The 13219-nt window shown below is 66.0% G+C and carries 9 protein-coding genes; 5 read left to right on the forward strand and 4 right to left on the reverse strand.

The window, feature by feature from the left end; all coding sequences use genetic code 11:
* Position 1 precedes the first annotated feature (1 nt).
* From P1IM2_RS02425 to P1IM2_RS02440, 4 genes are all read right to left on the reverse strand, one after another.
* Positions 2 to 3244, reverse strand: a complete 3243-nt coding sequence (locus P1IM2_RS02425) for an efflux RND transporter permease subunit (RefSeq protein WP_186401312.1) — start codon at positions 3242 to 3244, stop codon at positions 2 to 4.
* A gap of 3 nt (positions 3245 to 3247) precedes the next feature.
* Positions 3248 to 4417, reverse strand: coding sequence for an efflux RND transporter periplasmic adaptor subunit (locus tag P1IM2_RS02430; protein WP_186401313.1), 1170 nt, complete (start codon positions 4415 to 4417; stop codon positions 3248 to 3250).
* Between the two features lie 109 nt (positions 4418 to 4526).
* A complete protein-coding gene (locus tag P1IM2_RS02435) occupies positions 4527 to 5834 on the reverse strand; it encodes a TolC family protein (RefSeq protein WP_186401314.1) in 1308 nt (435 codons plus the stop codon).
* Positions 5835 to 5899: 65 nt separating this feature from the next.
* On the reverse strand, positions 5900 to 6262 hold the full coding sequence (locus tag P1IM2_RS02440; protein ID WP_186401315.1) for a hypothetical protein: 363 nt from the start codon (positions 6260 to 6262) through the stop codon (positions 5900 to 5902).
* 415 nt (positions 6263 to 6677) lie between these two features.
* Between P1IM2_RS02440 and P1IM2_RS02445 the strand changes: the two genes are divergently transcribed.
* From P1IM2_RS02445 to P1IM2_RS02465, 5 genes are all read left to right on the forward strand, one after another.
* Positions 6678 to 7082 (forward strand): DUF3703 domain-containing protein, encoded by a 405-nt coding sequence (locus P1IM2_RS02445; RefSeq protein ID WP_186401316.1) that lies wholly within the window; start codon positions 6678 to 6680, stop codon positions 7080 to 7082.
* 49 nt (positions 7083 to 7131) lie between these two features.
* The gene (locus P1IM2_RS02450; protein ID WP_186401317.1) at positions 7132 to 7467 is read left to right on the forward strand and encodes a hypothetical protein; all 336 of its coding nucleotides are present in this window, start codon (positions 7132 to 7134) and stop codon (positions 7465 to 7467) included.
* 64 nt (positions 7468 to 7531) lie between these two features.
* A complete protein-coding gene (locus P1IM2_RS02455) occupies positions 7532 to 8767 on the forward strand; it encodes a TolC family protein (RefSeq protein ID WP_186401318.1) in 1236 nt (411 codons plus the stop codon).
* The gene (locus P1IM2_RS02460) at positions 8764 to 10029 is read left to right on the forward strand and encodes an efflux RND transporter periplasmic adaptor subunit (protein WP_186401319.1); all 1266 of its coding nucleotides are present in this window, start codon (positions 8764 to 8766) and stop codon (positions 10027 to 10029) included. The genes P1IM2_RS02455 and P1IM2_RS02460 overlap by 4 nt, the downstream gene beginning before the upstream one ends.
* A gap of 17 nt (positions 10030 to 10046) precedes the next feature.
* The gene (locus P1IM2_RS02465; protein WP_186401320.1) at positions 10047 to 13208 is read left to right on the forward strand and encodes an efflux RND transporter permease subunit; all 3162 of its coding nucleotides are present in this window, start codon (positions 10047 to 10049) and stop codon (positions 13206 to 13208) included.
* Positions 13209 to 13219: the final 11 nt, after the last annotated feature.

Raw genomic sequence — 13219 nt, forward strand, 5'->3', positions numbered from 1 at the left:
CCTATTCCGTGACCGGCGCTTCGGCCGGTTCGGACTTGCGTTTCATGAAGCCGGGCTGCCAGTTCGATCCGAGCACCACCTTGGCGATGGCGGGAAGAACCAGAAGCGTCAGGATCGTCGCCGCGATGAGACCGCCGATGACGGTCGTCGCGAGCGGCTTCTGCACCTCGGCACCCGTCCCGGTCGCGAGCGCCATCGGCACGAAGCCGATCGCGGGCACGAAGCCGGTCATGATCACCGCACGCATCTTCTCGGTCATGCCCTCGCGGATCGCCTCGACGAGAGGCGTTCCATCCTCGAGCCGCTCGCGTATCGCCGTCATGACGACGAGACCGTTGAGGACCGCGACGCCGGCAAGGCAGATGAAGCCCACCGCCGCCGACACCGAGAAGTTGATGCCCGTTAGCGCCAGGGTGAACACCCCCCCCGCGAGACCGAGCGGCACCGCAAGGAACACGGCAGTTGCACGCCCGAAGGTACCAAGTGCCATGTAAAGCAGGATGAAGATGCCCGCGAAGCAGAGCGGCACCACGATCGAGAGCCGCTTCGACGCCGCCTGGAGGCTTTCGAACTGACCACCCCATTCAATGTAATAGCCCGCCGGTAGCTTCACATTGGCGATCTTCGCCTGCGCTTCGGCCACGAAGGAGCCCGCATCGCGGCCTTCGAGGTTCACCTGGACGACGACGCGCCGCTTGCCATTTTCGCGGCTGATCTGGTTGAGCCCTTCGGTCAGCCGGATCTGTGCCACCTGGGCGAGCGGAATCTGTCCGCGGTTGCCGCCCTCGGAAGGCAGAAGCACGGGCAGCGCGCGGATGTCGTCGAGATTGACCCGGGTCGCATCGGGGACGCGAACCGTGATGTCGAAGCGCCGGTCGCCTTCGTAGAGCAAGCCGGATTCGCGGCCGCCGAGCGCCGCCGACACCGTGTCGGCAACCTCCTGCACCGACAGCCCGTAGCGCGCGATCGCATTGCGATCGAGCTTCACATCGAGCGTCGGAGCGCCGCCCACCTGGTCGGCCTTGACGCTGCCCGCACCCGGAATGCCCTGAAGCACACGGACCATCTCGTTCGCGGCGAGCGACATCTTGTCGAGATCGTCACCATAGAGCTTGATGGCCACGTCGCCGCGGACACCCGCGATCAGCTCGTTGAAGCGGAGCTGGATCGGCTGGCTGACTTCGAACATCTGCCCGAGCTGACCGCCCGAGGCCTTCTCGATCCTCTCAACGACGTCGGCCTTGCTATCGACACCCGCCGGCCACTGATCCTGCGGCTTCAGGATGACGAAGCCGTCGGAAACGTTCGGCGGCATCGGGTCGGTCGCCACCTCGGCGGTACCCGTTTTTGAGAACATCAGCTCGACTTCGGGCAATTTGGAGATCGCGTTCTCGACATTGCGCTGCATCGTGAGCGACTGCTCAAGGCTGACCGATGGCACGCGCGTTGAGGCGAGCGCCATATTCTTCTCGTCGAGCTGCGGAATGAATTCCGAGCCAAGCAGACCGAAGGGCGGGATTGCCAGCAGGAAGAAGGCGAGACCGCCCGCAATGAAAGTCCATGGCTTCGCGATCGCCTTGTCGAGCAAGGGCAGATAGCGTTCCTTGGTCTTCCGGATGGCCCAGACTTCCTTCTCGGCCACCTTGCCGCGGATCATCAGCGCGACGAGCGCGGGAACGAGCGTGATCGCGAGGATGAAGGCGGCCACGAGCGCGAGCATGATGGTGATGGCCATCGGCGAAAAGGTCTTGCCCTCGACGCCCGTGAACATCAGCAGCGGCGCGAAGGCGAGCAGGATGATCGCCTGCCCGAAGACGGTCGGTTTGATCATCTCCTGGCTGGCGCGCATCGTCTCCTCGAGACGTTCGCGCAGATTGAGCAATCTCCCTTCATGTTCCTGCCTGTGCGCCAACCTCGCCAGACAGTTTTCAATGATGATCACCGCGCCGTCGACGATCAGGCCGAAGTCGAGCGCGCCGAGGCTCATCAGGTTACCGGGAACATGGAACGCGTTCATGCCCATCGCCATCATCAGGAAGGAGAAGGGAATGACGAGCACCGCGATGATCGCGGCGCGCCAGTTGCCGAGCAGGAAGAAGAGCGCGGCCGCCACGAGCAGCGCGCCCTCGGTGAGGTTCTTCTCGACGGTTCCGACCGTTGCGTTCACAAGCTTGGCGCGATCGAGCACCACCTTGACCTCGACGCCCGGCGGGAGGGTCTTCGAAATCTGGGCGATCTTCGCCGAGACATCCTCGGCCACGGTGCGGCTGTTCTGACCGATCAGCATGAGCACGGTGCCGATCACCGCCTCCTTGCCGTTCATGCTGCCCGCACCGGTGCGAAGGTCGCCGCCGATCCTCACATTGGCGAGCTGACCCACGGTCACCGGAACCCCGCCGCGCGTCGCAACGACCGCATTGCGGATTTCGTCGACCGAGCGCACGCGCGCATCGACGCGCACGAGATAGGCCTCGCCCGCCCGGTTGTAATAGTTGGCACCGACCGCGAGGTTGGCGCGTTCGAGCGCTTCACCAAGTTCGCTGTAGGAAATCCCGTAGCTGGTGAGCCGCGTCGGATCGGGCTCGACGACGAAGGTCTTGGCATAGCCGCCGATCGAGTCGACGCCGGCAACGCCGCCGACCGACTTCAATTGCGGGCTCACGATCCAGTCCTGGACCGTGCGCAGATAACCGGCCTTGGCGACCTCGTCGGTGAGGATGTCGCCTTCGGGGGTCAGATAGCTGCCATCGGGCTGCCATCCGGGCTGATTGGCGACCTTCTTGGCGCCTTTACCGTCGGGGTTCTTGTAGCCGACGGTGTACATGACGACTTCGCCGAGGCCCGTCGTCACCGGCCCGATCTGGGGCTGAACCCCGTCGGGCAGATTTTCACCCGCCTGCAGCAGGCGTTCACCCACTTGCTGGCGCGCGAAATAGAGGTCGGTTTCGTCGGTGAAGATCGCCGTCACCTGGCTGAAACCGTTACGCGAGATCGAGCGTGTCGTCTCGAGCCCCGGAATGCCTGCCAGCGAGATTTCGATCGGATAGGTAACGAGCTTTTCGATTTCGACCGGCGAGAGACGCGGGTCGATGGTGTTGATCTGGACCTGCTTGTTGGTGATGTCGGGCACGGCGTCGATCGGCAGCTTGGTGAGCTGCCAGACGCCGAGACCCGCGACGACGAGGAAGAGAAATAGCACCGCCCAGCGCGCGCGGACGGATAGCGCCATCAGTTTCGCGATCACGGTTTATTCCTCCTCGCCCGCGCCCTTGCCGAGTTCGGCCTTGAGCAGGAAAGCGTTCTTGGTCGCGACGATCTGGCCGGGCTTCAGACCCGAGAGGATCTCGATGCGGCCGGCGCTGCGCTGGCCGACGGTGACATTCTGGGCACGGAAACCATCCTTGGTCCGCACGAAGACCACGTCGCGGCCTTCGAGCGTTTGCAGCGCCTCGTCGGCGATGACGATCCGGGCAGGACCGCCGGCTTCGGCGCCCCGGCTCGGGAGCAGGCGAACGCGCACCGCGAGGCCCGGCTGCAGCGACCCCGGCACGTCGAGGACGGCGGTTGCCGAACGCGTGTCACCCGAAAGGCCCGGGGTAACGGCGCGCACGCGCGCATCGATCGTCCGGCCATCGGGCAGTTCGATGATCGCCCTGTCGCCGGGGCTCAGACGCTGCGCGTCGGCGGGACCGACGGCCGCCTCGATCTGGACCTGCGACGGGTCGGCCACCCGGAACAATTCGGTCTCGGGCTGCACGAAGGCCCCGAGGCTCGCGCTCTCGGCGGTGATGCGACCCGAGATCGGGCTCGCGACAATCACGCTGCTTCCATCGCGCGTCACCTGCGCGGCACTGGCTGCGGCGCGGGCGCGCTGCGCCTCCGCCGCGGCAGCTGCCGCCTCCGCCTGCGCCCGCTCATAATCGACCCGCGCCGAGACCTTCTGGTCGAGCAGGGTCTTCTCGCGGTGGAGATTCTTCTGCGCGAGGGTCGAGCGCGCATCGGCCGCGACCCGTTCGGCCGCGATCTGCGCGGCGTCACGGCTCTGAACGATCGCGATCGTTTCGCCCGCGCGAACCGGGTCGCCGAGCCGCTTGAACAGGCGCGTGACGGCACCGCCCGCCCGCGCGGTCACGATCGCCTCGCCGCTCGGTGCAGCGGTGACGGTCGCCTGCGAGATGATTTCCGAGCCCAGCCCGCCCGCGTTGATCGGTTCGACGCCGATCTCGGCGGCCTTGATCGCTTCGGGGGTGATGGCGAGGCTGCTCGGAAGGGCTTCGCTCGCCGCTTCCTCGCCGCCTTCGGCCGCGGGGGCCGGCGCCGGATCGGCGGTGCAGCGCGCGACGCCGAAGCCCGTGACGGCGGCGAGCGCCATCGCGCCCGCGACGGTGCCGAGAAGGCGCTTGTCCTTGGTGATCATATTCTATCTCCGCTGTTGATGCGGTTCGCGCGCCGACCGGCAGCGCACCCCTGTTGATTAAGAAGGAAGGCGGGGCGGACGGCCCCGCTGTTTGCTGGAACCGGCGCGCTCATGGCTGGTGATCCGCGTCGCCGTCGGCCGCAGCCTGGCGCGAGAGGATCGCGCGCGCCTCGGCGCGGGCCTGCCGGGCCGCGATCAGCTCGGCCTGCGTCGCGGCATAGGCTTGCTGCGCGTCGATATATTCGACGAGCGTCGACTTGCCGGCGCGGTAGCTGAGCTCGGCGAGCCGCACGCCTTCGCGCGCCTGTTCGATGCCGCTGCCTTCGAGCGCCGCGAGGCGGGCCTCGGCGGCTTCGAGTTCGGCCTTCGCGTTGGCGATCTGTGCCTCGGCATTGACGACCGCATTTTCCCGCCGCGCGATGGCGGCAGCGACGTCGGACTTGGCTGCCGAGATATTGCCGCGGTTGCGATCGAAGATCGGCAGCGGCACCGAGACATTGGCGATCAGAGCGCGATCGCCGGTGTCGCGAAGCTGCCGCACCCCGAAGCCGACCGAGGGGTCGAGACGACCGTCGGCACGCTGCCCCTGGAGGCGAGCTTCGGCGATCAGGCGATCGGTCTCGGCAAGCCTGACGTCGAGCGTGGCGAGCGAGTCGACCGTGGCGGGCATCGCCCACAGGTCGCCTTCGACCAGTTCGGCCGGTGCCACCGAGCTGCCGAGAAGCGCCGCGAGCGAACGGCGTGCCGTCCGTTCCTCGGCCTCGGCGGCGCGCAGTTCGGCGGTTGCCTGAACCAGCGCCGCATTGGCCCGGAAGGCGCGCAGCGGCGGCTCGTTGCCGGTGTCGACCATCGCCTGTGCGACGCGGACGAGCTCACGAGCGCGCGCTTCATTTTCGCGCGCGAGCGTCAGACTGTCGCGGGCGGCGAGCGCGGTTGCGAACTGGTTGCGAACCTCGAGCGCGAGATCGGCGCGGGCAATCTCTAGCCGATATTGGGCCGCGAGAAACTCGGCATCGGCGAGCGTCATACGCGCACGGCGCCGACCGCCGATATCGAGGCGCTGATTGACCGACACCGTCGTTTCGAGGCCGTTCAGGCCCGAATAGGGACCGGTGCCGGCGAAATTCTCGACATCGACGTTGAGGATGGGGTTGAAGCGATAGCCCGCCTGACGCTGGCGGCCGCGGGCGGCCTCCACTTCGGCCTGCGCGGCAACCACGCGCGGGGAGCGCGCATCGGCTTCCTCCATCGCCTGTGCGAGGGACAATCGGGCGGGAAGCGGGCCGGTACGCACCGCCTCGCTATCGGACGAAGGCGGTCCCACCAGCTCCGTCGCTGCCGACTGGGCAGCGGCGGGCACGGAATTTGCGCCTGCAACGAGCGCCGCGAGACTCGCGGCGACAACTATGGATTTCATGAAAAAGAGACTCCTGACGTTTCCAGGGAGAAGCGCACGCGGAGGGCGCGCGCAGACCTAGAGCGTCAGGCGATTGGAGGGCGGAACGTCCCGATATAGGCGACGGGCGGCAAGGCGGCCGTCAGGATGCGCGTATGCGCTTCAGGGGCAGGGGTTTCGGTCGCTGCTGAAAAGGTTTCCGCCGGCACGCCCGAATGGTGGCCATGGCAACCATGAGCGGCGGCTGGAACCTGCTGCTTTTCGCCGGGCGACGATTTTTCCTTGTCGGGCTCGGCGTTTTCGGCAGCCGGCGGACTCACGCAGCCCGCCTCGATCGCCGCGACAAAAAGGCTCGCCTCGGCCCGATCCTCGGTCGCATGCGCGAGCGACCCCGCAACCGTTCCGGATGCAAGGAGAAGGGTCAGGAGGAAGAGGATCACCCGTCGCATTGGAACCGGCCCCTAGCATCGAAACAGCGCGATGAAAAGTAGAAGATTTTCAATCAACTTCGGCAGCACTCTTCGAACCCTCGAAGGGATGCTGTAATGTTATCTCATTATCGCAGCGAAGCCATGTATCGGTCATAGGAATACTTATCGATCCGTCGGAAAGAAAAGGATATCGGTCGGACAATCCGGCATTAAGCACAATAGTTCTGCGATTTTCTTTCACATTTATTTGCTGCCTTACGCTATTGCCCTTGCCTTCCTTTGTACCGGGCCGAGCGCCGGCAGCGGGATTCGTCGTGGACAGGGCGGTAAATCGGGAGCCGCGCCCCGAGGCGCCGAGCGGTAACATGAGGGCTTGACCCTGTATCTACTACAGGGTGCAAAAGCTTGCCCTGGACAAAAAGGGGGACCCGGCATGACGACGTCGACTGCAAAACCGCCTAGCAGGGCCATCGCCGCGCCGCTCCTGCGCGACCAATATCGCCTGTTTCGCGAATCAAGCCGAATCGGCGATGAAGCCGCCGCGTGGCGGGCGCTGGAATGGGAACATATATTGAGCCAGCCCTTTATGGTCGCGCACCTGGCCTCGCACTGGCACATGCTGCGCTATGCGATCGAACTGGGTGATAGCCGGGAAGCCGCCGGTCAGGCGATGCGGCTCCTGCTCGTGCCGCTCGGCTCGCTGACCGGTCGGCTACCCGCCGGGAACAATGGCCGCGCGCGCGTGAGCGCCTTCGATCCGATGCCGATGCCGGAGGGCCTGGCGGTACTGATCGAGGCGGCCCGGTCGGCGGCAACGCGCGACGGCCGTCCAGGCTGAGCCGGTTTTGGGCTTTCGGAACAGGCTATTCGCTGTTAGGGGCGCGCGGATGTCCGGCGCTCCGCTCCGCCTCTTGATGCTGTTCGTCCTGCTGCTGAGCGGGCTTCATAATGCTGCGCCCGCGGCTGCCGGCATGTCGCACCACGCGACCGATTCCCATCTCGCCCACCATGCGGACGTGCCACAAGCGCCGGACAGCGACGCAGACGGCAAGCAGGACGCCGATCTGCACGGAAGCCACCACAATTGTCCGGTGGCGTCCGATCAAGCGCTTTCGGGGAACAGCGATCTGACCTGCTTTTCCGGCGGCCTGCACTTCGCGCTGCCCGCGACGCGCCTCGCGTCGCGCGCCCTCGCGCCTCCCCTGAACCCTCCCCTCGCCTGAACGACGCCTGCCGCGCGGCCCTTCCCGGCCTGCGCTCAGTCGAACCGTTCAGGAGTGATCATTTATGCATATCCATATGCGCGCCGCCCTGTTGGCCGGGGCTGCGCTGCTGGCCGGGCCCGTGTGGGCTCAGCCGCTAACGCTCGACCAGGCGGTCGAGCGGGCCATCGCTGCATCGCCCGAGCTCAGAGCGGGTGAAGCGGGGGTCGACGCCGCGCGTGCCGACCAGCTGCAAGCTCGCGTTCGTCCCAATCCGACCGTCTCGGTCGATCTGGAAAATGGCGTCGGAACGGGCGGCTATGGCCTGTTCCGACAGTCGGAACTGACCGTCACCTACTCGCAGCCGCTCGAACGCGGCGGAAAGCGGGAGGCGCGGATGGCACTTGCCGAGCGCGGCGTCGTTCTCGCCGAGGCGCAGTGGCGGCTCGTCCGGCTCGACATCGCCCAGGAAGTGCAGCGCGCCTATATCGACGTCCAGATCGCCGAGCAGATGGTCTGGGTCGCCGAGGACCGCGTCAAGCTCGAGAAGGAGATACGCAGCGAGGCGATCCGCCGCGTGCGGGGTTACAAGGATCCGCTGTTCGTCGAGACGCGCGCCGATGCCCGCATTCTCGAAGCCGAACTGGCCCTGAAAGAAGTCCAGGCGAAGCGCCAGTCGGCGCGCGCTCTGCTCGCTTCCTTCTGGGGCGGCACGCCCGACAGCCTCGTGATTGCCGAGGGGATCGAAAAGCCCGATCCGCGCGATCCACCGCTCGCCGAGGCCGATGCGGCCGTCTTCGACGCGGCCGTCGATCGCGCGCGGGCGCAAGTGGTCGTCGAGCAAAGCCGCGCGCACCAGGACTATACGGTGTCGGGCGGCACGCGTTTCCTTCGCGAGACCAATGATGTCGCCGTTCTCGGCGGCATCTCGATCCCGCTCGGACGCTTCGACCGCAACCAGGGCAATATCGCCCGGGCGCAGGCCGAACGGCGGCAGCTCGAGTTTCAGTCCGAGGCGAGCCGGCTCGAGCGGCTGCGGCGCCTCGCCACGCTTCGCGCCGACGCCGACGCCGCGCGGGTCCGGGCCGAGGGCATCATGAACGACGTCTATCCGAAGGCGGTGAAGACGCTCGCCCAGGTGCGCGAGGGCTATGCCCGCGGCGGGTTCCTGTTCGCAGACGTGCAGGATGCCGCCGACGTCATCATCCAGATCCAGGGTCAGTGGGCCGAGGCCATGACGCGCTACCGCGATTTGCTCGCGGAGATCGATCGCCTGACCGGCCGCTTCGATGCGGCTCCCCTTGCGGAGAATATTCCATGAAGAAGTTTCCATTTCCCGCCGCTGCCGCGGCGCTGTTTCTTGCCGTGCCTCTCGCTGCCTGCGGCGGCGGCGGCGCCGAGGGCGAAGACAAGCATGAAGAAGGCGAAAGCCACGCCGAGGGCGAAGGCGAGGAAGATGCCAAAGGCCCGAACGGCGGCAAATTGCTCAAGAATGGCGATTTCGCCGTCGAGGTGACGATCTTCGAGAATGGCACCGAACCGCAATTCCGCGTCTTCGCAACGCGGGGCGGGAAGCCGGTCGATCCCAAGGATGTCCAGCTCGCGATCACGCTCACCCGTCTAGGCGGCGACGTCGATCGCTTCACCTTCCGCCCGCAAGGCAAGTTCCTCGCAGGGCAGGGGGTCGTTACCGAACCGCACAGCTTCGATGTCGAAGTCGTCGCGGTGACGGGCGGTAAACGCCACGTCTGGAAATATGCGAACCCCGAGGGTCGCACCCGGATCGCGACGGACGCCGCCAAGGCCGGAGGCATCGAAACCGCTGTCGTCGGTCCGGCGACGGTGGGCGAGATGCGCGAACTCTACGGCACCGTCCAATTGTCTCCGACCGCCCGTTCCGAAATTCGCGGCCAGTTCCCCGGCCGCGTCGTGTCGGTGACCAAGGCGGTGGGCGACAGCGTCCGCCGCGGAGAGCTTCTCGCGCGGATCGAGTCGAGCGAGAGCCTCCAGGTCTATCCGGTCTATGCGACGGTCGGCGGCGTGGTCGCGGAGCGCAACGCAAATCCCGGTGACGTCACCGACGGGCGCGCACTCTATGTGGTTACCGACCCGGCGCAGACCACGGTCGTCTTCAACATCTTCCCCCGCGACCTCGCGATCATCCGACCGGGGATGCGGGTGACGGTGGAGACGCAGGATGGCGCCGCGATCGCGACCGCGCCGCTCGGACAGTTCCTGCCCGACGGCAATGTCGAGGCGGGCATCGCGCTCATTCGCGCGACGATCCCCAACCGCTCGGGGACGCTTCGGCCCGGCATGGCCTTGCGCGGCCGCGTAATGGTCAATCCCGTCACCGTGCCACTCGCGGTGCGCACCGAGGCGATCCAGCCCTTCCGCGACTTCAAGGTGGTCTATGCCAATTTCGGGCAGGACTATGAGGTCCGCATGCTGAAGCTCGGCCGTTCGTCGCCCGAATGGACCGAGGTCCTGTCGGGCATCAAGCCCGGCACCGCCTATGTCACCAAGGGCAGTTTCCTCGTTCGCGCCGACATCGAAAAGTCCGGCGCGGGCCACGACCATTGATCGGGGGGCAGGATAATATGCTAGCCAGAACCATAGGCTTTTCGATCCGGCAGCGGTGGCTCGTCCTCGCGGTCGTCGCGCTCCTTTGCGCGATCGGCGCATGGAGCGCGACCAAGCTGCCCATCGACGCCGTCCCCGACATCACCAACGTCCAGGTCCAGATCAACACCAAGGCGGAAGGCTATTCGCCGCTCGAATCCGAGCAGCGCATCACCTATCCGATCGAGACCGCGATCGCGGGCATCCCGAACCTCAGCTATACGAGGTCGATCTCGCGCTATGGCCTCAGCCAGGTCACCGTCGTCTTCGAGGACGGGACCGACATCTATTTCGCGCGCCAGCAGGTGGGCGAGCGCCTCCAGGCCGCGCGCGGCCAGCTTCCGCCCGGGATGGAGCCCGAAATGGGCCCGATCTCGACGGGTCTCGGCGAAATCTTCATGTTCTCGATCGAGGCCGAACCGGGCGCAAGAAAGCCCGACGGCACGCCTTATACGACCGAAGACCTCCGGACGATGTCCGACTGGGTTATCCGACCGCAGATGCGCACGATCCCGGGGGTCGCCGAGATCAACACGATCGGCGGCTATGCACGCCAATATCATGTAACCCCTAACCCGGCCTCGCTCGCTTCGCTCAACCTTTCGCTCAACGATGTCGTCACCGCATTGGAGGCCAATAACGCCAATCGCGGCGCCGGCTATGTCGAGCGCAGCGGCGAACAGATTCTGATCCGCGTGCCGGGTCAGGCCAATAACGAGCGCGACCTGTCGCAGATCATCGTCACCACCCGCGGCGGGGTTCCGATCCGGATCGCTGACGTCGCCGATGTCGCGATCGGCTCGGGGCTGCGCACGGGCGCCGCGACCGAGAATGGCAAGGAAGTCGTCCTCGCAACGGTCTCAATGCTGATCGGGGAAAATCCGCGCGTGGTGGCGCAGGCCTCGGCCGAACGTCTCGTCGAAGCCTCGCGCGCCCTGCCGAAGGGTGTCGTTGCCAAGCCGCTCTATGATCGCACCGCGCTCGTCGAGCGGACGATCTCGACGGTGCAGAAGAACCTCGCTGAAGGCGCGCTCCTCGTCATCGTGATCCTCTTCCTGCTGCTCGGCAATTTCCGGGCGGCGCTGATCACGGCGGCGGTCATTCCCGTTGCGATGCTGATGACGCTGACGGGCATGCTCCAGACGCGAACATCGGCCAACCTCATGAGCCTTGGCGCCCTCGACTTCGGCCTCATCGTCGACGGGGCCGTCATCATCGTCGAGAACTGCCTCCGCCGGCTCGGCGAGGCACAGCACAGGCTCGGACGCCTGCTCGACCGCGACGAACGCTTCGGCCTCGTCGCCTCGGCGAGTGCAGAGGTGATCAAGCCAAGCATCTTCGGCATCATCATCATTACCGCCGTCTACCTGCCGATCTTCGCGCTCGAAGGCGTCGAAGGAAAGACTTTCCATCCAATGGCGATCACCGTCGTCCTCGCGCTTACCGCCGCTCTGCTGCTGTCGCTCACTTTGGTTCCGGCCGCGGTGGCGCTCTTCGTCACCGGCAAAGTCGAAGAGAAGGAGAATTGGCTGATGCGCGGTCTCGGCAAGGGCTATCGCCCGATGCTCGACCGCGTCCTCAATTGGCCGAAGGCTGCGCTTTCGAGCGCGCTGCTACTCGTGGCGCTCAGCGGCGTGGCGGCATCCAGTCTGGGGTCCGAGTTCATCCCGGACCTCGACGAAGGCGATATCGCGATGCACGCGATGCGCATTCCGGGGACGAGCCTGACCCAGTCGATCGCGATGCAGGAGGCGCTGGAGAAGAGGATCAGGCAGTTCCCCGAAGTCGAACGGGTGTTCGCGAAGATCGGCACGCCCGAGGTCGCGACCGACCCGATGCCGCCATCGGTCGCGGACAATTTCATCATGCTCAAGGACCGGAAGGAATGGCCCGATCCGAGAAAGACGCGCGACCAGCTCGTTGCCGAACTCAACAAGGCGGTGAACGAGGTGCCGGGGAACAATTATGAGTTCACCCAGCCGGTGAAGATGCGCATGAACGAGCTGATCGCCGGCGTCCGCGCCGACGTTGCGATCAAGCTGTTCGGCGACGATCTCGATCAATTGCTCGAATCGGGGCAGGCGATCGAGGAAGTCGCCGGCGGGATTGCGGGCGCGCAGGACGTGAAGCTCGAGCAGGTCACCGGCCTGCCGATGCTCTCGGTCACGCCCGATCGCGACAAGCTCGCGCGCTACGGCGTCAGCATGGAGACGGTCCAGGACGCGGTTTCGACCGCAACCGGGGGCCGTCAGGCGGGCGAGCTCTTCGAGGGTGACCGCCGCTTCGACGTCATCGTCCGGCTTCCCGAGGCCATTCGCACCGATCTCGCGTCGCTCGGCAATCTCCCCGTTGCGCTTCCGGCGGGCGGCTTCGTGCCGCTTTCGGAACTGGCGGAGATATCGCTCGCGGCGGGGCCGAACCAGATCAGCCGCGAAAATGGCAAGCGCCGCGCGGTGATCACGGCGAATGTCCGTGGGCGCGATCTGGGTTCGTTCATCGACGAGCTCACGCAAAAGGTCGAAGCCGAGGTCGTGCTGCCCGATGGCTATTACATCGAATATGGCGGGACGTTCGAACAGCTTCAGTCCGCAACCGAGCGCCTCCAGATCGTTGTGCCGCTCGTGCTGCTGCTGATCTTCGGCCTGCTGTTCATGCTGTTCGGCACGGTGCGCGATGCGGCGATCGTCTTCTCGGGCGTGCCGCTGGCTCTGACGGGAGGGGTCGCGGCGCTGGCGCTGCGCGACATTCCGCTCTCGATCTCGGCGGGCGTCGGCTTCATTGCATTGTCCGGGGTCGCGGTGCTGAATGGCGTAGTGATGCTCTCCTTCATCAAGGATTTGCGCGAGCGCGGAAAAGGCCTCGTAGATGCGATCCGCGAGGGGGCGCTCACCCGACTCAGACCGGTGATGATGACCGCGCTGGTGGCGTCGCTAGGGTTCATACCGATGGCGCTCAATGTCGGAGCGGGATCCGAGGTGCAGCGGCCGCTGGCAACCGTCGTCATCGGCGGGATCATCTCGTCGACGATCCTGACGCTCCTGGTGCTACCTGCGCTCTACCTCCTGGTCCACCGACGGACCGCGAAGGCCGAAGAGGAAGAGTTGGCGCGTCCGAGCGGCGCGGCCAGCCCCGCAGGCTGAGACCCTCCCGG

Origin of the sequence: Sphingopyxis sp. P1IMeth2, from assembly GCF_900185685.1 — a bacterium.
Classification (GTDB): Bacteria; Pseudomonadota; Alphaproteobacteria; order Sphingomonadales; family Sphingomonadaceae; genus Sphingopyxis; species Sphingopyxis terrae_A.